We start from the raw sequence: 23,880 nt of genomic DNA, 5'->3' as shown, positions 1-23,880 counted from the left end.
ATCAGTCGCGCATGTCCTGCACATGTGCTGCGGGCACACATGGGTGTGGCAGATCAAGTGCTGTGCACTCGTTGGTCAGTACTTGCGCCAAAGATGTAGCCAGTTTTTGTATGGCCACCAGTACAGATGTATTGCCCGCGGGCGTGGCAAGGTCAAGGTACAGGCTTTTGACCAAGGCGCGTTTAGTCTCTGGGTTGATGTGACATGGCTGGTTGTGTTGCAGTTGCCAAACGGTCCAATCGACCACAGGTCTGAACGGCTCCATCAAGTCATCCACTAATCGCATGGCGTTGTTGTCATGGCTATGGTGCAGCCCAATGCTTGGGTGCAAACCTGCGGCCACAACTGCACGGGCCGTCGCCGCACGCAGCACGGTGTAGCCATAATTCAGCAGGGCATTGAGCCCGTCAGCTTCTTGATCACGCGTAAATAAAGAGCCAAACAGTAGGCCCCAATATTTGCGTGCGCCTTGGGCTTCAAGGTTGTCAGGGTCACCACTGCGTACGTTTTTGGCCAGTGTTTTTAAAGGCGCAGTTGCTACGCCTGTGGCTTCTAGTACGGCTGCTTGTTGCAATAGCTTGGCTTTGACAAGGCTGGCCCACAAACGTTTTTTAGTAGGCAATGTGCAGGCAATTTGTGCATCAAATCGGTGGGCTTGAAGGTGATGGCCATCTAAAGGCCACAACATGCCAACAGGTTTGTGATTAGCCGCGCACAGTACAAAAGGCACACCGCGTTCAGCCAGTGCTACCAACAAGTTGTTGGTGTAGCTGATGCCGTGTGCGCTGGCTATCAGTGCCGCCATATCGTCCAGCGCTACGCGTCCTAACTCTTGACGCTCATCGCCTGTGCTGTGCACCAGCATGAAACCGCGATAGACCGACAGATGTCTGCGGTCATCGGCAACTTCAACGATGCGGCCTTGCATGCTTAGCCTTGAAAGCCTAGGTCTTTTAGTTCGCCAATGGGTGAAATGGTGACACGGCGTCCATGAGCTTTTTGTAGTGAACCAGCCATTTTCGAAATATAAGAAAATGCATCTTCTTTACTTCGATTTCGCGCATCTACATTAGCTTCATTGTGGGGAGCCATAAATATCTGACCATTTCCACTAATCGTTGCGATGCGTCCAACATAGTCGTTGTCAGATGTGTTTAATTTCACAATGTCATCAATCAATAAACGCATGACGAGAGGTTTATTGCTCACGCTAATGGTTGGATGACGTAGTTTCGAAAAACCATGCTTTCGAACTATTTGATATGCCTCGAAGGTAGAAACAACTTCGCCTTCCCACTTGCCTTTTTCATTGCGCACAATTTCGATGCAGTAGTTGCTGTCGCCTTTGTAGCCTTTGTAAGGTTTGGCGTCGCCAGTTGGTAATACGCCGTGACGTGCTGATGCTTTGGGTTCACTGAATGCAATGACTTTGAGTGAGCTTTCTTCTAGCGTGCGAACGCCTTCCACCATTTTGTGAACGCGCACTTTGCCGTTTGCGCCCAAACCATAGGCTGTGTCGTTATGCATGGCTCCTTCATGGCCATGATCAGGCTTATGACTGACCCAAATGTTTTCGACGGCACGCTGCACATGCTCGCGGTAGGTGGGCCAAGGCATGGGCATGTTGTCCACCAATTTACCCAGCTGTTGCTGACGTGCGTTGGCGCTGGCTTGTGCAAAGCGTTGCAGCATGCCTTGGTCTGTTACGGCAATGACGCATGCATCCACTGCGTGGTGTCGGTGGTCGTTGCGGTTTTTCTCACCATCTAAACCAAGAATGTTGTTCAGTCCAAACTTGCCACGCAGCATGGCGGTCAACTGGCCTGGCACTGCACGTGTGTTTTGCGGGCAGATCAAGCTCATGTATTCCTTCGCTACACGGCTGAAGTGGCGCGTGTCGTTCAGTGCGCGCGCTAAAAATCCTTTGTCATCACGCAACCACTGTGCGTAGCCGGTTTCGCTAAAGCGGTAGCGTTTGTTTCTAGGCATCAGTTCGGCGCGTCCCAGCATGTCTTCTGTAGCCCAGCCTTGTTTGGCAAAGTCGTCTTTCGCTTGCCATGGAGTGCGATTGCCTTTGATGCGATTGGCTTGACGCATGGCCACTGTTTTGTTGCTCAGGCTGTCATCTAAGGTTTCAGAGAAAGGCAAGATGTGCTCAATCTCCACTTGATCGCTAAATAGCATTTGCGCGCTAATTTGCACACCGCTGTAGGGGCAGCGTCGGTCGGCCACATTGAAACTCAACTCTTCCCACAAAATCATTTTTTGAAGGTCGGCAGTTTTGACACGGTCAGCGCTGATGTGCAGCAGCGCTGCAATGTCTTCGCGCATACGTTGGTTGCGTTTTTGATTGGTGGCTTGGCGCTGTTGTTCTTCTTTGCGTTGCTCTTGGCTCTGCTTCAAATCACGAGCGAGTTCAATGATGACTTCACTAGGGTGGCCGTAGCGTTTGATGAGTGCGTTTACCACTGTGCGAATTTGGTTCAAGCCAATGTGTACGGTCGGGTTGGCAATCTTGCCGTAACGCTTCTCTGGTGTGTCTTCGGGCTTGCCAGTGCCAAAGCCAACATGGCGCTGCAAGTATTCGCCGTAGTAGGGCAGGCTAGGTAGTATTTCGCCTGTGCTGGCATGGCTGATGTTGCTGTGATGGTCAAAGCCTGCAGCCAGCACAGCTTTGTCATAGGTGATGACCTCGACCTTGAGTGCTGGCAATATTTTTTGCAGTGCCTTAGCGCAAAGGCTGCCGTAGCCTTCGGCTAAGTTGGTGTTGGCCACGCGTTCTGCGTTTGCCTCGTCGATACCCGTGTTGTCTTGTAACCAACGTACCAGTGTGGCTTCGTTTTCTTCTTTGACAAGCTGCATCACGATGCTGTCTTGTTGATCTTCACTCAGGTCAAACCATGCAGGGCCAAACAAATCTTTCTTGCACAGCATTGCACTGGTGCTGTTGCCTTTGAGTTCGGCGCGCTTTTCGTCTTCAAGGTTGAAATCGCCCGAAAAGCCAATGAGTTTTTTAATTTGCGTGAAGGTTCGTTTGGTGTTGCCTTCAAGCGCTTGAACGATTTGGTTGCGTTGGTCTAACGAGAGTGCTTCTTCATTCAGCCCTTCTTTCAACAAGCGTAGGTTGTTGACCTCTTGGTAAATACGAAAGCGTTGTTGGCTAGGCAGTGCCAATGGCGCGCGCTCTTCTTCCGGCATGAGCGTGCATCGGCCAGGCTTAACTGGTTTGAGTGGGCGTTGGTGCAGCAAGCAGTCTTTGAGTTCCGCACGCGCCGTTTCGGTAAACAGATTGGGGTTGAGTTCGGATTGCTTTTGCCAAAGTGCATCAAACTCGCCTTCGATCATTGCGCGATCAATGTATAGGTCGTAACGCATTTCTGTTTTGGTTTTGCCATCTTCGCGCTGCACCATGTGTTGGCGATAGCGTGCGCGCACAGATAGACCTGACTGGTGACGCATATTGAGCCATTCGCCCACGGTGCGGCATTGGGTGGCTTGCATGGCCTGACGCAGTTGGCTGATGGCCGTTTTTAATGCCCCGCTGTCGTTTTCTTTTTTGTCAGTTTTGCGGTTGCTTTTAAAACCGCGTCTTTGGTTGATGTGAAATAACGCACGCGCAAATTCATCGGGCCTTAGTGCTTGGTCAAGTCCTTTGGCGCGAAGTGCGAATGGGTCAGAACGTTCTAATAGTTTTCGATCTTCTTCGTCTTGCGGAAAGAAGCCGTGCGCGATGAGTGTTTTCATCATGCGCGCTTTGCGCTTGAGCAACCTATCGCGGCGGCGGCGCATGGCGCGTGCTTCGCGCCGAGTCACTGCAAGTGATGACCCGTCTTTGGGGTTACGACCATCGCTGAAAATCCGAACACCGGATTTGATAATGGCGCAGGGTTGGTTTTCTGCATTTAGCCTGACCATGGCCCAGCCAAGTGATGTGGAGCCTAAGTCAAGTGCAAGGCGGTAGCGCATTTTGTTCATTCTGGTTTCTTTTTAAGAAATTAATGAATCCTATTGTGCTATATTTGTCCCCGCATAAAACGATTGGGATATGCGCTCTGGACGCTAACAAGCAGAAAGATGCACCAAATGAAAGGGCCGCTATATGCGGCCCTTTATCTTTTCTGCTTCGTTATAAGTTCAAAAAAGCGGCTCAGCTCATTTTGGCTGTGCGCGTTCGGATGAGCGTCTTTTATCTGCTGTGAACACAGGGGGTGTAGTGCGCAATGCTTTGATTTGATTCAGCTCTTGTGCTGGCAGCACATTGTGTTTACTCAGTGCATGTGCGGTTTCCAGCAGTTCGCTGGTGATGCGGTCTGGCTTCTTAGCGTTCTTAATAGCAACCCATTAATGTTGTCTAGCCACAGACAAGTGAAGTCCCGATGCGTTTAAAACAGCGAGCAAGGTTTTGATGGTGGGGTTGCCACGGGGCCCAAGCGCACGGTACAGCGACTCTCTAGGCATACCCGCTTTCTCGGCCACATTAGCCATGCCTTGTGCTTCGGCAATGTGGCGCAAAGCGGTCAGCATGGCTTGATGGCCACCTGGTTGCTCAGTCTCTTCTAGTGCAGCGGCCAAGTAGGCATCTGCAAATTCGGGGTCTGCTCTCAGCATCTCAACCACCACTTCATCATGTGAGCGTCCAGTTTTTGCTGTCATTTGGATTTCCTCTGCATTTGCCAGTTGTTCCAGTAGTCTTGTGCTTTTGTAATGTCTGATTGCTGCGTGCGTTTATCGCCACCAATCAGCAACAAGATCAAGCGACGACCTGCTTGCGCGTAGTACAGGCGATACCCTGGGCCATAGTCAATGCGGGCCTCCCATACACCGTCACCCACAGGTTTGACATCGCCCAGATTGCCGCCAGCCATTCGGTTGACGCGAACCACAATCCGAGCCTTGGCTTGACGATCAGGCAATGCACCCAACCAAGCAACGTAGGGCTGTACATCATCATCGGTGCGATAAGTTTGGATGTCGTACACGTTTTGTGAATTATAAGTTACAAATTTAAATTCAGAAATCCGTGTTGATTTTTGGCTGCCTTAACTGTTTTGAGGTGAAGTCAGGCTTTCATAAGTTGCGTCTCATGTGCAACCTTGACATGCTGGTTGGCTTGGGTGGCTGCTATGTGGTCTAGGCTACGTCCGTCGACTTGTCGTGCCACACCACCTGACGAGCCAGCTTGATAAAGCGCTCTTGCTCAGCCGCACTCAAGGGGTAAAGAATGTCTGCTTGCAGCTCATGCACGATGGGCAGCAGCGCCAAGTAAATTTTGTTGCCCTTGGCAGTGAGCGATAGTTCGCGCGATCGGCGGTCTTGCTCGCTCACCACACGGCGCACCCACCCTTTAGTGTCTAGACGCTCAATCACTCCGCCAATGGTGGCGCGGTCGTAGCCAATGATTTCGGCCACGGTGGCTTGGTCGACATGCGGGTTGTTGGCGATGGCGTCTAGCGCGGCGTATTGCACCGAGGTCAGGTCATAGCCTGCGGCTTGGGTGCGCTGCGCAAAGATTTGGGTGGATTGCTGTTGCAGGCGACGTATCAAGTGCCCCGCCATGTCGTGCATCGCCATGCCTGTGTCTCCGTAGAAATACCAATATGGTAATCATACATACCATCTTGACGGCTATTAGTAAGTATAGTTATCATTTGCTCATTCCGAGGTTTCGGACAGGTATCAATAACGGAGACAAGACATGCAGTTTTACAAAGACGGATTTCGCGGTGGCAGCCCAGACATCAAGCCAGCTGCGCCCAACCGCCGCAACCGTGGCATTAACGAGCCCTTGCCCGAAAAAGTAGATGTGTTGATCTCAGGTACTGGCCCTGCTGGTCTTTGTTTGGCCGCGCAGCTGGCGCAGTTTCCAGAGATAGAGGTGATGATCACTGAACGCATGCCCAGCAACATCATCAAAGGCAAGGCCGACGGCATCAACACGCGCACGATGGAAATGTTCCAAGCGTTTGGCTTTGCCGACAAGGTCAAGCGTGAAACGTATTGGGTGAACCAAACCGCGTTTTGGATGCCCGACCCGGAAACCCCCGATCACATCAAACGCGTAGGCCGCGTGCAAGACGTGGCCGACGACAGCTCTGAGATGCCGCACATCTTGATCAACCAAGCGCGCTTGCACGAGTTGTTTTTAGAGGTGATGAAAAACTCACCCTCACGCCTAGAACCTGACTACAGCTGGGAGGTGGTGGGGCTGACCATTGACGAGACCACCGACGACCACCCCGTGACCGTGACCCTGCGCGACGCCAGTGGCTTGAACTGGGGCGCTACACGCACCGTACGCGCCAACTACGTGGTGGGCTGCGACGGTGCGCACTCGGCCGTGCGTAAGGCGATAGGCAGGGAGTTGCAGGGCGATGCCGCGAACCAAGCTTGGGGCGTGATGGACATCTTGGCCAACACCGATTTTCCCGATGTGCGACAGAAGTGTTTGATCTCTTCAGCCAGCGAGGGCAACTTATTAATTTTGCCCCGCGAAGGCGGTTACGTGTTTCGCATGTACGTTGCGCTCGACAAGCTCCGCCCCGACGAAAAAGCCGCGCACCGCAAGTTCACACAAGACGACATGATTGCAGCGGCCAACCGCATCATCAAACCGTATGCGATTGATGTGAAAGAAGTGGTGTGGTGGTCGATCTATGACATTGGCCACAGCATCACCGACCGCTTTGATGATGTGCCCGAGGGCGAGGACCGCGATCCACGCGTGTTCATCGCAGGCGACGCGTGCCACACCCATTCACCCAAAGCAGGGCAGGGCATGAACGTGTCGATGCAAGACACCTTCAACCTAGGTTGGAAAATGGTGCATGTGCTGCAAGGCCGTGCCAGCCCCAGCCTGCTGCGCAGCTACACCAAAGAGCGATTGACCGAAGCCAAGCGTTTGGTAGAGACCGACCACAAATGGTCACGCGTCATGTCAGCCCCCACCTCGCAGGCCGAGCGCGATGGCACCCAAGAGCCGCGCATCATTCGCCAGTTCAAAGACAACTTAGAGTTCACAGGCGGCACAGCGGTGAAGTACGACACCTCAACGTTGTTTGCAGCCAGCGCACACCAAGCATTGGCCACAGGCGAAGAAATTGGTCGTCGTTTCCACTCAGCCCCCGTGGTGCGCGTGTCAGACGCCAAGCAAATGCAACTGGGCCATGTGGCACAGGCTGATGCACGCTGGCGCATTTATGCATTTGCTGGCAAGGCAGATACCTCTAGCTCAGGCTCAGCCATTCACAAGCTGTCTGACTGGTTAGAGACCAACGTCAATTCACCCATCGTCAAACACACACGCAAGGGCGAAGACATTGATGCGGTGATTGACTGCCGCGCTGTGTTCCAACAAACCTTTGACCAGCTCGCATACGAACACATGCCCTCGTTGCTCAAACCCAAAACAGGCAAGCTGGGTTTGCAAGACCACGCCAAAGTGTTTTGTGTGGACCACAAGGGTCTGGGCGATATTTTTGACATGCGCGGCATCAACCGCGACAAGGGCTGCATGGTGGTGGTGCGCCCAGACCAGTATGTGGCGCATGTGTTGCCACTGGATGGTTATGAGGAATTGACTGCTTATTTCGCTGGGGTGTTGCGCTAACTCATCTCATGGTGAAGCTGATCACCCTCTACCCTGACAAAGGCATGGTTTTGAACCTCGACATTTCGCGCGGGATAATGCGCCTATGACCTTGATTTCAATTCTTGTTGGCACCTTAGTCGCTGGCATGGGCAGTGTGTGGCTGGCGGCATTGTTGGCTTATGCACTGCTGTCGCGTTTCACTCAACATTTGCTGAGTCTTGCAGCCGGCGCTTTGCTAGCTACGGCGTTCACGCGGTTGTTGCCAGAGGCGTTTGAGTTGTCCGTCAGTGCAGGTGTTTCAGCGCAGGCCTTGTTTGGTGCATTGTTGGTCGGTTTGGTGTTTTTCTTTTTGCTCGACAAGGCTGAGCTTTGGCATCACGGGCATGAGCACGGGCATGACCATTCGCATGAAGCGCATAGCCACTCACATGCTCACGACCATCACGCGCACGCGGGGCATGCTCATCATGATCACCACCATCATGGCCACAACCACCACAGTGGTGGTTGGGCAGTGTTGCTGGGCGACAGCGTGCACGCCTTTGGCGATGGCATTTTGATTGCGGCCGCTTTTGTGGCAGACCCTCGTTTGGGTATTGCTGCAGCGTTGGCAGTGATGGCCCACGAAGTACCGCACCATGTGGGCGACTTGGTGGTGTTGCGCCAAACGCTCAGCAACCCACGCGCTGCTTTGTTCAAGCTCACGCTTGCAGGTGGCGTGACCGCGATTGGTGGTTTGGTGGGCTACTTGCTCGTCGGCGCACTGCACGAATACTTGCCGTTCTTTTTGGTGGTGGCAGCCAGCAGCTTTATCTATGTGGCGTTGGCTGATTTGATTCCGCAATTGCAAAAACGTCTCTCACCCAAAGAGACGGCGGCCCAAGTGGCTTGGTTGTTTGCAGGCATTGCCCTCGTCGCCGCTTTGGGCGAGTGGGCGCAGCACTAATCTACATTCAAGATTTTTCGCAGGGCAGGCCGGCCGTGTTGCACCACTCGCTCCAGCTGCCTGCATAGAGAGCTGTGCGGCCTAAGCCCGCCACTTCCATGGCCAACACATTGGGCACCGCGCTCACGCCACTGCCGCAGTGATGCACCACGCTCTCGGGTTTGGCGCTGCCTAGCAGAGCGGTAAATTCAGCACGCAGTTCATCTGCGCTTTTGAAGAAACCATCGGCGTTGAGGTTGGTGTTGAAAGGTCTGTTGAGTGCGCCAGGAATGTGGCCAGCCACTGGGTCGAGTGGTTCCACTTCCCCACGGTAACGGGGTGCACCGCGTGCGTCGACGATGGTTTGTGTGCCGTCGTTCAAATGCTTGGCCACATGGGTGGTGTCGATGAATGTGACCAACGACGCGCGCAAAGAAAAATTGCCACGCTCAGTAGTGCGTTGTTCACCGCTAGCAATCGCACCACCCGAAGTAGTCCAAGCTTGAAGCCCACCATCGAGCACGGCTACTGCTTCGTGTCCACACCACTTCAGCATCCACCACAAGCGGCCGCAGTAGTTCATGCCATTGCGGTCATACACCACCACTTGGGTGTTGTTGTTAAGACCCATGCTTTGCAACCAAGCCGCAAATACTTCGCGTTGTGGCAGGGGGTGGCGGCCGCCATTCACGGCTTTGCCAGCATCGTGTGTGGCGAGATGCTGGTCTAAGTCGGCGTGTTGTGCGCCTGCGATGTGTTGCTCTACAAATTGTGAGTGGCCTGCAGGTGGGTTCATCAAATCGAAGGTGCAATCGAACACAGCCAAAGGTGTACCACTGGTTTGCAAGGCTTTGAGTTGAGCAACAGAAATGAGGGTGGTGTACATAGCGGTTTCCTTTGAGATATCAAAGCTAAGCGGATGACATGTCGCGTCAGTGTTCTTCGGCGGGTGTTTGTGGCGCCGCACGGGCACGCAGCAAAGTCGCTGCCATGCCACTTGCGGTGATCAGGGTCATGCCAACCCAGCCAATCAGCGGGATGTCATCACCAAACAACAGCAAGCTGTATAAGGCTGCAAACACAATGCCTGAGTATTGCAAGTTGGCCACCACCAGTGTGGCTCCCTGGCTGTAGGCGCGGGTCATGCACAGCTGACCCAGTGAAGCAAAAATGCCCACGGGAATGAGCCACACAGCGTGCTCCCATTCCCAAGTGGAGATGCCCATGAAGGCCATGCCTGCCAGTCCTGCCAAGATCGTGCCGATAGCAAAGTAAAACACGGTGCGGGTTTCAGGCTCGCCCATGCGGCCTAGCGCCATGACTTGCATGTAGGCAAAGGCAGCGCAAAAACCAGACATGAGTCCAATAAGGCCAGCATAAATTTGGTCTTGTGCCATGGTGGGGCGCAGCACCATGATGACGCCTGCAAAGCCAGCCATGACCGTGAGTGCTAAGGGGCCTTGAGACCAAGGGCTTTGGTCTTCGCTGGGTTTCCAGTTGATGAGCGAGCCACCCACGATGAAGGCGGCAATCCATACGCTGCTCATGTAGTTGAGCGTCATAGCGGTTGCCAAGGGCAATTTAGCGATGGCGTAAAACCAAGCACTCAACGAGGTTACGCCAATGATGGAGCGCCACACGTGCATGCCCAAGTATTCGGTTCGCAGCGAAATATTTTTTTGTCGCGCAATGACGGCTAAAAAAACAAAACCCACCACACCTCGGTAGAACACCAGTTCAGCCGAGTTGAAGTGCTCCGAACCAAACTTGACGCAAACCCCCATGGTCGCAAAAAAGGCTGCACCCAGCAGCATCCACAGGGCTTGCATGGCGTTGGCTTAGCTTTGCGAAAAGTTGAGTTTGCCGCGGTACCACTCGTGGAAGTGCTGCATGCCGTCTTCCATGGGGCTTTGGTAAGGGCCGACTTCGTTGTCGCCACGGTCCATCAAAGCCTTGCGGCCTGCGTCCATGCGCTCGGCGATTTCGTCGTCCTCGATGCAGGTTTCCATGTAGGCCGCGCGCTGGGCTTCCACGAATTCGCGCTCGAAGGCGACGATTTCTTCTGGGTAATAGAACTCCACCATGTTGAGCGTTTTGGTGGGGCTGACAGGGTGCAGGGTGGACACGGTCAGCACATGTGGGTACCACTCCACCATGATGTGGGGGTAGTAGGTGAGCCATATTGCACCGCGCTCGGGCAGAGCGCCGCTGCGATAGTTCAGCAGCACGTCGTGCCATTTTTTGTACACGTCAGAGCCGGGCTTGCCAAAGGTGTTGGCCACGCCCACGGTTTGCACCGAGTACTCGGGTTTGAATTCCCATTGCAAGTCGTCACACGTCACGAAGTTGCCAAGGCCTGGATGGAAGGGGCCGACGTGGTAGTCCTCTAGGTAGACCTCGATGAAGGTCTTCCAGTTGTAATTGCACTCGTGCAGCTCGACGTGGTCGAGGGCGTAGCCATCAAAGTTCAGATCTTTGGCGGGGCCCATGCCGGCGAGGTCTGCCAAGATGTTGCGGCCGTTGTCTTCGAACAGCATGCCGTTCCACTCACGCAACTTGTAGTTGTTGAGGTTGAGGCAAGGGTCGTGCGAGAAGTGGGGCGCACCCAGCAATTCACCAGAGGGCGCATATGTCCACCGGTGCAAGGGACACACGATATTGCCGCCGGCAGAGCCAGGGGCTTGGTTGTTGAGAGAGCCACGGCCCTTGAGCATCACTGCTTGGCGGTGGCGGCACACGTTGGATACCAGTTCTACGCCGTTGGCCGAGCGCACAAGCGCACGCCCTTCGCCTTCGTGTGGCAAAGCGTAGTAGTCGCCCACATTGGGCACGGCAAGCTGGTGGCCCACATAACGGGGCCCTTGCTGAAAGATGGTCTCCAGTTCGCGCTGAAAAAGCGCCTCGTCGAAATAACTGGTAACTGGTAGTTGGCTATGCGCCTGCTGCAGTTGAAGACTTAAATCAGACATGGGTGACCTGACCTAAAGACTCCCCACAGGGAGAGAAGTGAAAAAAATAAATCGGCCCGAGGGTCGATTGAAGGATGCCCATTGTACCCAAGGGGGCTAACCATGCCCCGCATGAGGCCTAAAATGACGGGCTATTTGACCCATCTCAAACACGGATATCCGCACACCATGCCCAAGGCCAAAACTACCCCCAGCGGCGCAGATACTGCGCCTGCCAGCTATGAGGCTGCTTTGAAAGAGCTAGAGGCCTTGGTGCAACAAATGGAGTCGGGCCAATTGCCTTTGTCCGATTTGTTATCGGGTTATCAGCGTGGTGCCGAACTTTTGGGTTACTGCCGTGCGCAGTTGGACGCGGTGGAGCAGCAAATCAAGGTGCTCGACAACGGCGCATTGAAGACTTGGACACCGACGTGAGCGCTGCGATGACCCATGTCATGACGACGACTGAACTCGACCAATGGAGCAACCATTGGTTGACTGTCGTTGAAGACGCTTTGTCAAGCTGGATCAGTCCACAAGCCCCTGCAGGCTTGGGTGATGCCATGCGGTATGCAGTGCTCGATGGCGGCAAGCGTTTGCGCCCATTGTTGGTGTTGGCCGCGCGTGAGGCCGTGGCCCACGGCACAAAAGACCCTGCGCTGGATGAAGCCGCCTTGCGTGCTGCGTGTGCGGTGGAATTGATTCACGCCTACTCGCTGGTGCACGACGACATGCCGTGCATGGACAACGACGTATTGCGCCGTGGCAAGCCCACCGTGCATGTGCAGTTTGGCGAAGCCCAAGCTTTGTTGGCCGGCGATGCTTTGCAGGCCTTGGCTTTTGAATTTCTCACCCCAGACGCATCGGCCATTCCTGATGGCGTGCAAGCGCGTTTGTGCCGTTTGCTCGCCACCTCAGCAGGTCATGCAGGCATGGCCGGTGGTCAAGCGATTGATTTGGCCAGTGTGGGCGTGGCCCTGAACGAAGATCAACTGCGCCACATGCACCGCTTGAAAACGGGTGCTTTGCTGGAAGGCAGCGTCATGATGGGTGCAGTCTGTGGAGAGACCACACCACAAGCGCTGAATGGCTTGAAGCGCTATGGTCAAGCCTTAGGCTTGGCTTTCCAGGTGGTAGACGATATTTTGGATGTCATCGCCGATTCAGCCACGCTTGGTAAAACCGCAGGCAAAGACGCTGCGAACGACAAACCCACCTACGTGTCGTTACTGGGTTTGGAAGAAGCCAAGTCATATGCGCAGTCGTTGTTGCGCGAGGCCCTCGATGCCTTGCATAGCTCGGGCTTGACGCACACCCACACGCTGGCCGCTTTGGCTGAGCGCGTGGTGAACCGGAACACTTGAAGAAACATGCCTAATTTGTTGCAAACCATCAATTCACCCGCCGATCTGCGGGATCTGCCGCGCCACCAGTTGCCAGCGCTGGCCGATGAGTTGCGTTCGTTCGTGCTTAATAGCGTGGCGAAAACAGGCGGGCATCTCAGCTCTAACCTCGGCACGGTCGAGTTGACCGTGGCTTTGCACTATGTGTTCAACACGCCGCACGACCGCATCGTGTGGGACGTGGGTCATCAAACCTACCCACACAAAATTCTGACGGGCCGCCGCGACCAAATGGGCACGCTGCGCCAACGCCACGGCCTGAGCGGTTTTCCGCGCCGTGACGAAAGCGAGTACGACGCCTTTGGCACGGCTCACTCGTCCACCAGTATTTCGGCCGCTTTGGGTATGGCCATTGCCGCCCAGCAAAAAGGCGAACAACGCCACGCCATCGCCGTCATTGGTGACGGTGCGATGACCGCAGGCATGGCCTTTGAAGCTTTGAACAACGGCGGTGTGTCCACCTCGAAACTGCTGGTCATCTTGAATGACAACGACATGTCGATCAGCCCCCCCGTGGGCGCGCTCAACCGCTATTTGGCGCAGCTGATTAGCGGCAAGTTTTACGCGACTGCCAAAGAGGTGGGTAAGCAAGTGCTCAAAGGCGCGCCGCCTTTGTTCGAGTTAGCTAAACGTTTTGAAGAGCATGCCAAAGGCATGGTGGTGCCTGCCACCTTGTTTGAAAAATTTGGCTTTAACTACATTGGCCCGATCGATGGGCATGACCTTGAGTCACTCATTCCCACGCTGGAAAACATCAAGCACTTAGAAGGTCCACAGTTTTTACATGTGGTGACCAAAAAAGGCCAAGGCTACAAACTGGCTGAGGCCGACCCTGTGGCCTATCACGGACCGGGCAAGTTTGACCCCGCGGTGGGCTTGGTGCCTGCCACCAGTCCCTCTAAAACCACCTTTACCCAAGTGTTTGGCCAATGGCTGTGTGACATGGCCGAGCATGACCCCTTGTTGGTAGGCATCACGCCCGCCATGCGTGAGGGCTCGGGCATGGTGGAGTTCAACAAGCGCTTCCCCGAGCGTTATCACGATGTTGGTATTGCCGAGCAACACGCGGTGACGTTTGGCGCAGGTTTGGCCTGCGAAGGGCTTAAACCGGTGGTGGCGATTTACTCGACCTTCTTGCAGCGCGCGTATGACCAAGTGATTCACGATGTCGCGCTGCAAAAATTACCCATGGTGCTGGCGCTAGACCGCGCAGGCATCGTGGGTGCGGATGGTGCGACGCACGCGGGCTTGTACGACATCCCGTTCATGCGTTGTATTCCTAACGTGAGCATGGCGTGCCCTGCGGACGAAAACGAATGTCGTCAGTTGCTGACCACTGCCTACCAACAAGACCATTGCGTGGCCGTGCGCTACCCACGCGGCGCTGGCGCAGGTGTGCCTGTGCAGCCTGGCTTGAATGCTTTGCCGTTTGGCAAAGGCGAAGTGCGCCGCGAAGGCAAGCGCATTGCCATCCTTGCGTTTGGCACGTTGCTCTACCCTGCGTTGCAAGCGGGTGAAGCACTCAACGCCACCGTGGTGAACATGCGCTGGGCCAAGCCTCTGGACACTGAGTTGCTTTCCAAGATTGCAGCCACCCACGATGCCTTGGTCACGGTGGAAGAGGGCGCTGTAATGGGCGGTGCAGGCTCGGCGGTGCTCGAAGCTTTGCAAGACCTGCAACAACCCAAACCGGTGTTGGTGTTAGGTATCGGCGATGTGTTCACCGAGCATGGTGACCCGGTCAAACTCTTGGCCGAGTTGGGATTGGATGCCGAAGGCATTCAAGCATCCATCGAAAAGCGTTTTGCAACGCTTTTGAATTAACTTTTCATTGAAGTAATTTCACGCCCTCTGAAGTTTTTTGGAACATAAGAACTTCAGGGGAAAACCCGTGGATTGATTGGCTTTGGCAACTGCATACAATGCCCCATCGCTGGGGGTGAATGCTTAGAAAAGTACGCCCTACAGGATTTGTTTTAACAACTCATGGGAGTCTCATATGGACCGTCGTTCCGTCATTAAAAACGCAGGTATTGCAGGTATCTTGGCTGCCGGTGCAGCCCCCGCAGTGCATGCTCAAGCCGCTATTCGTTGGCGCTTGGCCTCGAGCTTTCCTAAGTCGCTCGACACCATCCACGGTGCAGCTGACACCTTCGCCAAGGCTGTCAAAGCCATGTCGGGTGGTAAGTTTGAAATTTCGGTGCATGCTGCTGGCGAAATCATGCCTGCATTCGGCGTGGTCGACGGCGTGCAACAAGGTTCTGTGGAGATGTGCCACACAGCCCCTTATTACTTCTTTGGTAAGGACGAAACATTCGCTTTGGGTTGCGCCATTCCTTTCGGCTTGAACAGCCGTCAAATGACAGCTTGGATGTACGAAGGCAATGGCTTGAAGCTGATGCGCGAGTTCTACGCCAAGTACAACATCGTGAGCTTCCCAGGCGGTAACACTGGCGCTCAAATGGGTGGCTGGTTCCGCAAAGAAATCAAATCGGTGGCTGACCTCAAAGGTTTGAAGTTCCGTATCGGTGGCTTCGGTGGCAAAGTGTTGGAGCGTTTGGGCGTTGTGCCACAAAACATTCCTGGTGGCGACATCTACCCAGCGTTGGAAAAAGGCACGATCGACTCAGCCGAGTGGATTGGCCCTTATGACGATTTGAAATTGGGCTTCAGCAAGGTTGCGCCTTTCTACTACTACCCAGGCTTCTGGGAAGGTGGCCCTCAGCTCGACTTCTTCATCAACGACAAAGCTTTTGCTGCCCTGTCGCCAGAGAATAAGGCCATTGTCGAAGCTGCTGCTGCCATGGCACACACCGACATGCAAGCCAAGTACGACGCTCGCAACCCAGCTGCACTGAAGCAGTTGGTGGGCTCTGGCACCAAGTTGCGCGAGTTCCCGAAAGACGTGATGGCCGCTGCTTTCAAAGAGTCGATGGCTTTCTATGAAGAACTCAACGCTAAGAACGCCAACTGGAAAAAGGTGTACACAGATTACGCCAAGTTCCGTGGTGACTCCAACTTGTGGTTCCAATTTACAGAAATGAAATTCGACCAATTCATGCAAAAGCAAAAGCTGTAATCCAGCTTTTTCTGAACCAACAAAAAACCGCGCCTCGGCGCGGTTTTTTATGGGTCATGCGTGTGAGTTTTAAAACTCGCGAAAGGCAGCCAACTCTTCACTCAGACGTCCGCATTCGGCTTGCACATGCGCGTTGCTGACATAAAACACAGCAAATTTACCCATCAAGGTTCGCACATAAAAGCGAGGGGCCATGAACCACTCCAAGCCACGGATGCGGATGAGCTTGGCATAGGCCAGCTCGTCGTAGCTCATGTGCTTGTCCCAAATCCAGGTTTGGTGAATGCCTGTGGCGTCTAAGCGAGCGCGGCTGTGCATGACATGCCAAGTCGTCCAAGCGAGCAGGGCCCAACCCAACACAAACCAACCTGCAGCACGCAAGCCATTCAAGCCAGTGTCGCCCCCAAACTTGCCCTGTTGCCATAGGCTGAACAGCCAGTAGCCAGAACCCACAAGGGTGGCCCAAGTAATGGCTTGAAACCAGCGTGAAAAAGCGGGCCCTTCAATGCCATCGTCAGCCGATGGGTGAAACACAAAAGGTGCTGGACCTATTGCGGGCGGGGTGAATTGTTTGGTTGTGGTCATGCAGATAAGTGTGTGAGACTGGCAAGAAAAAGCCCCTCTGGCGTACCGGAGGGGCTAGTCATTAGTGAGACTTTATTTTTTGAATAAGTCTTCCATGCGCTTTTGTTCTTCTGCAGCGCTTTCACCTGCAGAGGGCTTGGCGCCGTCGAGCTTGAGCTCGGCTTCGGGGACTTCTTGCTCGGTGGGCATTTCAATGACCACTTTGTCGAGATCGACCTTTTCTTCTTTGTCCAAGAACATGGTCACGGTCTCGGGCACAAAGATCACGATCACGACCAAGATCAGCTGCATGATTACCCAAGGAATGGCGCCCATGTAGATGTCGTTGGACTTGACGGGCTTTTCAATGCGGCCTTCTTTGAACAAGGTATCCGCAATGCCACGCAAATAGAACAGTGCAAAGCCGAAAGGTGGGTGCATGAAGCTGGTTTGCATGTTCACGCACAGCAGCACACCGAACCACACCATGTCGATGCCCATCTTGTCAGCGACGGGCCCGAGCATAGGCAAGATGATGAAGGCGATTTCAAAGAAGTCCAAGAAGAACGCCAAGAAGAAGATGAAGATGTTGACCACTACGAGGAAGCCGACTTGGCCGCCTGGCAAGCCAGTCAGCAAATGCTCGACCCACTTAGCACCGTCCACACCTTGGAACACCATCGAGAACACGCGTGAGCCGATCAAGATGAACACCACCATGGCTGTGAGGCGCATGGTGCTGTGCATGGCTTCCCAAATCAGGTCTTTGTCCAAACGGTTATGAATGGCAGCCAAGATCAAAGCGCCCACGCAACCCATGGCACCGGCTTCGGTAGGGGTGGCAATGGCGGTGTTGATGCCGGGCAAACCGCCCATCGAGCCCAACACAGCAAAAATCAAGAAGGCTGAGGGGATGATGCCGCGCAAGCATTTCATCCATAAGTGGAAACCGTCTGCGGTGCGGGCTTCTTTTGGAATGCCTGGCACATGGTCAGGTTTGATGAGACCGAGACCAAATGTGTAGAGCGCGAAGATGGCCACTTGCAGCATGGATGGGCCCCATGCGCCTTTGTACATGTCGCCCACAGAGCGGCCGAGCTGGTCAGCCATCACCACCAACACGAGTGAGGGTGGCACCAACTGGGTGATGGTGCCTGAGGCAGCCAGCACGCCGGTGGCGTAGCGCATGTTGTAGCCGTAGCGGATCATCACCGGCAATGAAATCAAAGCCATAGCAATCACTTGGCCAGCCACCGTGCCGGTGATCGCGCCCAAGATGAAGCCCACGATGATGACTGAGTAGCCCAAGCCACCGCGCACGGTGCCAAAGAGCTGGCCCATGGAGTCGAGCATGTCTTCGGCGAGGCCACACTTTTCAAGAATGGCACCCATGAAGGTGAAAAACGGAATGGCCAGCAGCAAGTCGTTGCTGAGAATGCCAAAGATGTTCAGCGGCAAGTTGGACATGAAGCTCACAGGGAACCAGTCCATGCTGATGGCGAAGAGGCCACAAGCCAAGCCCAAAAACGCCAGCGAGAACGCGACGGGGAAACCAATGAGCATCGTCAGCACAAGGCCGCCGAACATGATGGGTGCGAAGTTTTGCATTTCCATGGTGCGGGGTCCTTATTGCACTGGCTTTTCGTAGTGCGTGTCCATTTCGAACTTGCCTTGCAAGTACGCCACGCGCTTGATGATTTCGCTCAAACCTTGCAGGAACATCCAGCCAAAGCCCAAGGGGAGAAGCAGCATGGCGGGCCAACGGATCAGACCACCTGCATTGCTAGACATTTCGTTGGTCACCAACATTTTGACGAAGAGCGGAAAGCTCAACCAAGCCAACATGGCCATCACGGGTAACAAGAACAGCACCAAGCCAAACAAGTCCACATACACAGGGCCTTTGTCTTTGAGCTTGCCGTAGAACAAGTCCACGCGAACGTGTTCGTTCAGCTTAAGCACCAAGGGTGCGCCCAACATGACGGTGGCTGCGAACAGGTACCACTGGATTTCGAGCCAGCCGTTGGAGCTGACGTCAAAGCCGTAGCGAATGAACGCATTGCCAGCCGAGATCACGGCAGCAGCCAAAACGCCAAATGCCGCCACGTGGCCAAATTGCTCACTGATGCGGTCGACGCCTAATGCAAATTTAAGAAGTTTTGACACTGCGTGCCTCCGTTTTTTGCCAACGTGTGATGGTAACAAGACAAAGACTTGATCGATCTTGATCTAATTGAAGTTTTCAAACTGTCTTTGAAATTAGTTCAAGCTGAATACAGGGTATCAACTGGAGTTTTTCTTTGCCCGTTTGAAGGTCCACCAAGGTAGACGCTTGCTGAGGGACTGCACCTCCCCGCAGTTCTGGGTTTGGTAGCCCTTTAGCGCGTTCAAGGCGTCTGCCCATGCTTGGTCCTGTAAGAGGTGGCGGAGTGTCAATGTGGCTGGCGTATCTAGAGCAGATTTGAGGCAAACCAAATGGAATTCTTCTTGCACCAATGGCACAAAGCCAAGACCTCGCGCACGGGCAGTGCTTTCAATGCCTAAGCCCACATCGCAGCGGCCCGACGCAATGGCTTCTGACAAAGCGGTGTGCGAGGGTTCTTCATCGGGCCAGTTGTTGAGGTCTTGAGCGCTCAGCTGGGCTTGCGCCAATAAGTCGTCTAGCAGTACCCGTGTGCCCGTGCCGGGGCTGCGCTGCACAAAGCTGGCTTGACGCTTGGCCACATCTGCCAAATTGTGCAACTGCAGTGGGTTGCCAGCAGCGGTGATAAGGCCTTGGCTGCGCGTGGCAAAGCCAATGATTTTGTGCAGGCCCGGCTGTAGCAGATCTTTGTAGGCTCTGGCCGTGTGTGAATTGGCTGCAGGGTTGCTTTGGGTATGGAAGCCGGCCAAGGTGCAGCGCCCTTCATTGAGGGCGCGAATGGCGTCGACGCTGCCGCAAAAGCGGATGTCCAAATGCAGCCCAGCGCTGGCTGAATGTTCACGCAGGCGCGGCAGGGCGTCATCATGGCTGGCATAAAGAGTCAGCACATGGGCATCAGGGTCAAACGCCACAGCAAAGGTGCGCTCTAGGTCGGCGCGCAAAGCTTCGAGTTGCGGGGCTAAACGGGCCTGGGTTTGGCGTTCTGCCCACATGAGTTTGTCGCCAAATTCGGTGAGCTTGGCCGATTGGCCTTTTTCCCACACGATCAGTTCGTGGCCCAGCACTTCTTCCCAGCGTTTGAGTTCGCCCCACACATGGCGGTAGGACAAGTTGAGCTCGCGGGCAGCTGCAGAGATAGATCCTTTTTGTGCCACGGCTTGCAGCAAGTCCATCAAAGGATGGCGCAGCAATGCTGTGTCAGTGCCTGAGGCTGACTCGTTGTCATCTCGATGGCTGAGGGTGTAATGAAGGCTGACGCTATGCACGGACTTACATATGGTGGGGTATTGGGTAGCTCAGTACGATAACTGAAGTTTTGATAGATTTATGACGACTTTGACCGATACCGCCCTGACGGCTTTACAACTACTGACCCAGCTTGATCCTGTGCTTTGGTCCATTGTCGGCCGCTCTCTCTGGGTGAGCGTGCTGGCCACAGCCATGGCGTGTACCCTCGGCGTGGTGTTGGGCGCGTGGTTGGGCGTGGCGCGTTTTGCGGGGCGTGATGCGCTGTTGACGGTGCTCAACACCTTGTTGGCCCTGCCTTCGGTGGTGGTGGGCTTGTTGGTGTATTTAATGTTGTCACGTACGGGGCCGCTGGGATCTTTGGGCTGGTTGTTCAGCCTCAAGGCCATGGTGCTGGCACAAACTATTTTGGTGTTGCCCGTGGTCACGGCATTGACCCGCCAATGCGTGGAAGATTCCGAGCGCAACCATGGCGAGCAGTTGCAGTCTTTGGGCGCCAAGCCTTGGCTGCGCAGTGTGCTGCTGGCTTGGGACGAGCGCTATGCCTTGCTTACAGTGTTGATTGCAGCGTTTGGACGAGCTATTTCAGAGGTCGGCGCGGTGATGGTGGTGGGCGGCAACATCGAAGGTTTCACGCGCGTGATGACCACGGCCATTGCGCTGGAAACCAGCAAGGGTGATTTGCCTTTGGCGCTGGCCCTTGGTTTTGTACTCATGGGCGTGGTACTGCTGCTTAACGTATTGATTTCTGCGCTGCGTCGTTGGCGACAACGCATCGATGGCGCTGGCTCAGACCCTGTGCAGGGGGTGCTGGTATGAGTGCGGTGTTGACCATGCGCGATGTGTCGGTGCAGTTTGATACGCACAAGGCCTTGCAAGACGTGAACTTGCAGATGCAAGCGGGCGAACGCGTGGCATTGGTAGGCGCGAATGGTTGCGGCAAAAGCACTTTGTTGCGCGTGGCGCATGGGTTGCTCAACGTGTCTGCTGGGCGGGTTGAGGTGGTTTCTGAGGTGAACCAAGCCATGGTGTTTCAGCGGCCGCACATGTTGCGCACCTCGGTGCTGCGCTTTGTGGTGTGGGGTTTGTGGTTGCAAGGCACGCCTTGGCGTGAGGCACATGTGCGAGCCTTGCTGGCGCTTGAGCGTGTGGGCTTGCAAGACATGGCCGAGCGTTCGGCACGCACCTTGTCGGGTGGGCAGCAGCAGCGCTTAGCCTTGGCCCGTGCGTGGGCCTTGCAACCTAACTTTGTGTTGTTGGACGAGCCCACCTCAAGCCTTGATCCGCATGCCAAACGCGAGGTGGAGCGCTTGTTAGCCGATTGGGTGGCAGCGTCAAAGGTGAGCTTGCTGTTCAGCAGCCACAACTTGGGTCAAGTTAAACGATTGGCCACACGGGTGATTTATTTGGAGACAGGTCGCGTGTTGGCGGACTTGCCAGTGGATGAGTTTTTCAATCGGCCCTTGGGTGAGAGCCACCCCGAGGCACATTTATTTTTAAAGGGAGAGTTGGGATGACACGTCGTGCACATTTAGTTTCATTGGCCAGTTTCTTTGCTGTGGCATTGACATGGGGCAGCAGCGTCGTGCATGCGCAGGTGCCCAGCATCGTGATGGCGTCGACCACGTCTACTGAGCAGTCTGGTTTGTTTGCACACTTGTTGCCTGCATTCAAACAAGCCACTGGCATTGACGTCAAGGTGGTGGCGTTGGGCACGGGCCAAGCGCTGGACACCGGACGTCGAGGGGATGCCGATGTGTTGTTTGTGCACGACCAAGCAGCCGAAGAAAAGTTTGTGGCCGAAGGTTTCAGCTTGAAACGCTCGCCCGTGATGTACAACGACTTTGTGCTGGTTGGCCCTGCGAATGACTCAGCCAAAACACGCGGCAAAGATATCGTGTCTGCCTTGCAAAAAGTGGCCAATATGCAAGCTGGCTTTGTGTCACGCAGCGACAAAAGCGGCACACACGCGGCTGAATTACGTTTTTGGAAACAAGCGGGCTTAGACAACAAAGGCGCTGGCTACAAAGAGTGCGGTTGCGGTATGGGCCCCGCATTGAACATTGCGTCATCCACTGGCGCGTATGCATTGACGGATCGCGGCACATGGCTGAACTTCAAGAATCGCCAAGACTTACAAATTTTGGTTGAAGGTGATAAGAGCTTGTTTAACCAATACGGCGTCATGGTGGTCAATCCCGCCAAGCACCCCCATGTCAAAGCAGACTTGGCGCAAAAGTTTGTGGATTGGGTGGTTTCACCTGCGGGTCAGGCTTCGATCAACGGCTACAAAATTGGTGGCGAGCAATTGTTCTTCGCCAACGCCAACAAATAAGCATCCGTGATGCGGCTAGGATTCGTGCATGAGCATCGAATCTTTAGCCCGCATGCCTTTGAGCGATGGGCCTTGCGCATTGGCCTTTTTTGCAGAGGCACAAGCATATGCCGCGCAATGCGGTGTTGCGTTGCGTTTACCACCACCTGAACCCACCACCTGCTGCGGGCGTGGCTGCAATGGTTGTGTGTGGGAGGGTTTTTTCGCGGCCGCCATGTTCTGGCGCGAAGATGCGTTGCAAGCTTTGCGATTAGCTAAGGCTTTGTAGCAAACGTTTGACCGTTCACGGTCAATCCTTGTTCTGACAACTGCTGTGCTTTGTTTTGACGAATACCTGAAACACGTTGCATCAAGTCAGACCAGTCTTTGAAGGCTCCAAGCGAACGGGCCTTTAGTACCTTGGCGCTGAGTGCCGGACCCATACCTTTGATGCTGTCTAACTCCGCTTCATTGGCTTGGTTGATGTCAAGCGCCAATGCAGTGTGACAAAACATCAGCGCCACAACGCCACTCAATAAGCTGCGCAGTACATCGCGTCGAACGCATTGATTCATCGCATTGAACACCGAGCAAGAACATGAGTAGTTTTGCAGGGGGCTCATGTGCGAGATGCTTATTTGCTCAAAGTCGCCATGTATTGCGTGACACCGCTTTGCACATCGGCAAATGTGTGGTCGCAGCCGCTTGCGCGCAGGTTGGTGAGGTCGGCTTGTGTGTAGCACTGGTATTTGCCACGCAGTGCGTCGGGGAAGGGCACGTATTCAATCAAACCGGCTTTCGCAGCACCGGCTAAATCAAGTGCTGATTCCCCCTTCTTGGCACGCATGGCGTTGACCACAGACAAGGCCACATCGTTGAAGGGCTGTGCGCGGCCAGAGCCGAGGTTGAAGATGCCAGACTTGTCGGGGTTGTCTAAGAACCACAGGTTCACAGCAACCACGTCGTCAATGAAGACGAAGTCGCGCATTTGCGCGCCTTGGGCGTAGCCGCCGTACTCGCCAAACAATTTCACTTTGCCTTCAGCATTGAATTGGTTGAACTGGTGAAACGCTACGCTGGCCATGCGGCCTTTGTGTTGCTCGCGCGGGCCGTACACGTTGAAGTAACGAAAGCCGACCACTTGGCGCTTGAACTTCTTGAAGTTGTTGTTGCACTCCAAGCGCATGCGTTGGTCAAACAACAATTTGGAGTAGCCGTACACATTGAGAGGCAACTCGTATTCAGGCGCCTCAATGAACGTGTCGCTGCCGCCGTAGGTAGCGGCAGATGACGCGTAGAGCAAACGTGTGCCGCTTTGTTGGCAGGCATTGAACAGACCACACGAGAGTGTGTAGTTGTTGTCCATCATGTATTTGCCGTCGCTCTCCATGGTGTCGCTGCATGCGCCTTCGTGGAACACGGCTTCGACTTTGCCAAAGGCGTTTTCAGCAAAGAGTTCATAGAACACATCTTTGTCGAGGTAGTCGGCGATCTTGAGGTCGGCGATGTTGCGAAACTTATCGCCCTCAGTTAAGTCATCGACCGCGATGATGTTGCTGATGCCGCGAGCGTTCAAGCCCTTGATGATGTTGCTGCCGATAAAACCAGCTGCGCCTGTGACGACGATTTTCATAATTTCTCCAGTGGCACAAAGGCCTTTGTACTTGCCCT

The 23,880-nt window shown here is 54.5% G+C and carries 24 protein-coding genes; 10 read left to right on the top strand and 14 right to left on the bottom strand.

The window, feature by feature from the left end:
- Position 1: 1 nt before the first annotated feature.
- From cas1 to B9Z35_RS06805, 5 genes are all read right to left on the bottom strand, one after another.
- Positions 2 to 928 carry a type II CRISPR-associated endonuclease Cas1 gene (gene cas1 / locus B9Z35_RS06830; protein ID WP_108282962.1) on the bottom strand — a complete coding sequence of 309 codons (927 nt, stop codon included), beginning with the start codon at positions 926 to 928 and terminating at the stop codon, positions 2 to 4.
- A 2-nt stretch (positions 929 to 930) separates the two neighbouring features.
- Positions 931 to 3,975: a type II CRISPR RNA-guided endonuclease Cas9 gene (gene cas9 / locus B9Z35_RS06825; protein WP_108282961.1), complete on the bottom strand. Its 3,045-nt coding sequence runs from the start codon at positions 3,973 to 3,975 to the stop codon at positions 931 to 933.
- 366 nt (positions 3,976 to 4,341) lie between these two features.
- Complete coding sequence (locus B9Z35_RS06815; RefSeq protein WP_108282959.1) at positions 4,342 to 4,653, bottom strand: addiction module antidote protein; 312 nt, start codon at positions 4,651 to 4,653, stop codon at positions 4,342 to 4,344.
- Positions 4,650 to 4,979: a type II toxin-antitoxin system RelE/ParE family toxin gene (locus tag B9Z35_RS06810; RefSeq protein WP_108282958.1), complete on the bottom strand. Its 330-nt coding sequence runs from the start codon at positions 4,977 to 4,979 to the stop codon at positions 4,650 to 4,652. The genes B9Z35_RS06815 and B9Z35_RS06810 overlap by 4 nt, the downstream gene beginning before the upstream one ends.
- 151 nt (positions 4,980 to 5,130) lie before the next feature.
- A complete protein-coding gene (locus tag B9Z35_RS06805; protein WP_108282957.1) occupies positions 5,131 to 5,571 on the bottom strand; it encodes a MarR family winged helix-turn-helix transcriptional regulator in 441 nt (146 codons plus the stop codon).
- Between the two features lie 124 nt (positions 5,572 to 5,695).
- Here B9Z35_RS06805 and B9Z35_RS06800 point away from each other — a divergent pair, with 124 nt between their 5' ends.
- Entirely contained in the window at positions 5,696 to 7,606 is a 1,911-nt protein-coding gene (locus tag B9Z35_RS06800) for an FAD-dependent monooxygenase (RefSeq protein WP_108282956.1), read from the top strand.
- 85 nt (positions 7,607 to 7,691) lie between these two features.
- The gene (locus B9Z35_RS06795; protein ID WP_108282955.1) at positions 7,692 to 8,534 is read left to right on the top strand and encodes a ZIP family metal transporter; all 843 of its coding nucleotides are present in this window, start codon (positions 7,692 to 7,694) and stop codon (positions 8,532 to 8,534) included.
- Between the two features lie 7 nt (positions 8,535 to 8,541).
- On the opposite strand, the gene B9Z35_RS06790 is transcribed toward B9Z35_RS06795, so the two are convergent.
- From B9Z35_RS06790 to B9Z35_RS06780, 3 genes are read right to left on the bottom strand one after another with little or no spacing between them, the layout of a single operon-like run.
- Positions 8,542 to 9,399: a sulfurtransferase gene (locus B9Z35_RS06790; protein WP_108282954.1), complete on the bottom strand. Its 858-nt coding sequence runs from the start codon at positions 9,397 to 9,399 to the stop codon at positions 8,542 to 8,544.
- A gap of 46 nt (positions 9,400 to 9,445) precedes the next feature.
- The gene (locus tag B9Z35_RS06785) at positions 9,446 to 10,342 is read right to left on the bottom strand and encodes a DMT family transporter (protein WP_108282953.1); all 897 of its coding nucleotides are present in this window, start codon (positions 10,340 to 10,342) and stop codon (positions 9,446 to 9,448) included.
- A gap of 9 nt (positions 10,343 to 10,351) precedes the next feature.
- On the bottom strand, positions 10,352 to 11,482 hold the full coding sequence (locus B9Z35_RS06780) for an aromatic ring-hydroxylating dioxygenase subunit alpha (protein ID WP_108282952.1): 1,131 nt from the start codon (positions 11,480 to 11,482) through the stop codon (positions 10,352 to 10,354).
- 168 nt (positions 11,483 to 11,650) lie between these two features.
- On the opposite strand from B9Z35_RS06780, the gene B9Z35_RS06775 reads away from it, so the two are divergent.
- The 4 genes from B9Z35_RS06775 to B9Z35_RS06760 all read left to right on the top strand — a co-directional run bounded on the left by B9Z35_RS06775 (position 11,651) and on the right by B9Z35_RS06760 (position 15,943).
- The gene (locus tag B9Z35_RS06775) at positions 11,651 to 11,896 is read left to right on the top strand and encodes an exodeoxyribonuclease VII small subunit (protein ID WP_108282951.1); all 246 of its coding nucleotides are present in this window, start codon (positions 11,651 to 11,653) and stop codon (positions 11,894 to 11,896) included.
- Positions 11,897 to 11,904: 8 nt separating this feature from the next.
- Positions 11,905 to 12,825 (top strand): polyprenyl synthetase family protein, encoded by a 921-nt coding sequence (locus tag B9Z35_RS06770; protein ID WP_108283490.1) that lies wholly within the window; start codon positions 11,905 to 11,907, stop codon positions 12,823 to 12,825.
- A gap of 6 nt (positions 12,826 to 12,831) precedes the next feature.
- Positions 12,832 to 14,688: a 1-deoxy-D-xylulose-5-phosphate synthase gene (gene dxs, locus B9Z35_RS06765; RefSeq protein ID WP_108282950.1), complete on the top strand. Its 1,857-nt coding sequence runs from the start codon at positions 12,832 to 12,834 to the stop codon at positions 14,686 to 14,688.
- A 175-nt stretch (positions 14,689 to 14,863) separates the two neighbouring features.
- Positions 14,864 to 15,943 (top strand): TRAP transporter substrate-binding protein, encoded by a 1,080-nt coding sequence (locus tag B9Z35_RS06760; RefSeq protein WP_108282949.1) that lies wholly within the window; start codon positions 14,864 to 14,866, stop codon positions 15,941 to 15,943.
- Positions 15,944 to 16,012: 69 nt separating this feature from the next.
- Here the strand turns inward: B9Z35_RS06760 and B9Z35_RS06755 are convergent, their stop codons facing one another.
- The 4 genes from B9Z35_RS06755 to B9Z35_RS06740 form a co-directional block, all read right to left on the bottom strand.
- Complete coding sequence (locus tag B9Z35_RS06755) at positions 16,013 to 16,528, bottom strand: hypothetical protein (RefSeq protein ID WP_108282948.1); 516 nt, start codon at positions 16,526 to 16,528, stop codon at positions 16,013 to 16,015.
- Between the two features lie 72 nt (positions 16,529 to 16,600).
- Positions 16,601 to 18,121 (bottom strand): TRAP transporter large permease subunit, encoded by a 1,521-nt coding sequence (locus tag B9Z35_RS06750; protein WP_108282947.1) that lies wholly within the window; start codon positions 18,119 to 18,121, stop codon positions 16,601 to 16,603.
- A 12-nt stretch (positions 18,122 to 18,133) separates the two neighbouring features.
- Positions 18,134 to 18,673, bottom strand: coding sequence for a TRAP transporter small permease subunit (locus tag B9Z35_RS06745; protein WP_108282946.1), 540 nt, complete (start codon positions 18,671 to 18,673; stop codon positions 18,134 to 18,136).
- A 117-nt stretch (positions 18,674 to 18,790) separates the two neighbouring features.
- Positions 18,791 to 19,915: a substrate-binding domain-containing protein gene (locus B9Z35_RS06740; RefSeq protein ID WP_108282945.1), complete on the bottom strand. Its 1,125-nt coding sequence runs from the start codon at positions 19,913 to 19,915 to the stop codon at positions 18,791 to 18,793.
- A 61-nt stretch (positions 19,916 to 19,976) separates the two neighbouring features.
- On the opposite strand from B9Z35_RS06740, the gene B9Z35_RS06735 reads away from it, so the two are divergent.
- From B9Z35_RS06735 to B9Z35_RS06720, 4 genes are read left to right on the top strand one after another with little or no spacing between them, the layout of a single operon-like run.
- Positions 19,977 to 20,714, top strand: a complete 738-nt coding sequence (locus B9Z35_RS06735) for an ABC transporter permease (protein WP_108282944.1) — start codon at positions 19,977 to 19,979, stop codon at positions 20,712 to 20,714.
- Positions 20,711 to 21,412, top strand: a complete 702-nt coding sequence (locus B9Z35_RS06730) for an ATP-binding cassette domain-containing protein (protein ID WP_108282943.1) — start codon at positions 20,711 to 20,713, stop codon at positions 21,410 to 21,412. The genes B9Z35_RS06735 and B9Z35_RS06730 overlap by 4 nt, the downstream gene beginning before the upstream one ends.
- Entirely contained in the window at positions 21,409 to 22,230 is an 822-nt protein-coding gene (locus B9Z35_RS06725; protein ID WP_108282942.1) for a substrate-binding domain-containing protein, read from the top strand. The genes B9Z35_RS06730 and B9Z35_RS06725 overlap by 4 nt, the downstream gene beginning before the upstream one ends.
- A 28-nt stretch (positions 22,231 to 22,258) precedes the next feature.
- Entirely contained in the window at positions 22,259 to 22,498 is a 240-nt protein-coding gene (locus tag B9Z35_RS06720) for an oxidoreductase-like domain-containing protein (RefSeq protein ID WP_108282941.1), read from the top strand.
- On the opposite strand, the gene B9Z35_RS06715 is transcribed toward B9Z35_RS06720, so the two are convergent.
- Complete coding sequence (locus B9Z35_RS06715) at positions 22,485 to 22,832, bottom strand: helix-hairpin-helix domain-containing protein (protein ID WP_233246502.1); 348 nt, start codon at positions 22,830 to 22,832, stop codon at positions 22,485 to 22,487. The two genes, B9Z35_RS06720 and B9Z35_RS06715, sit on opposite strands and share 14 nt — an antisense overlap.
- 11 nt (positions 22,833 to 22,843) lie before the next feature.
- The gene (gene rfaD, locus B9Z35_RS06710) at positions 22,844 to 23,842 is read right to left on the bottom strand and encodes an ADP-glyceromanno-heptose 6-epimerase (protein ID WP_108282940.1); all 999 of its coding nucleotides are present in this window, start codon (positions 23,840 to 23,842) and stop codon (positions 22,844 to 22,846) included.
- Positions 23,843 to 23,880 lie beyond the last annotated feature (38 nt).

It is taken from the genome of Limnohabitans sp. Jir61 (genome assembly GCF_003063545.1).
Lineage (GTDB): Bacteria > Pseudomonadota > Gammaproteobacteria > Burkholderiales > Burkholderiaceae_C > Limnohabitans.
This window is presented reverse-complemented; position numbering and strand designations above follow the sequence as displayed.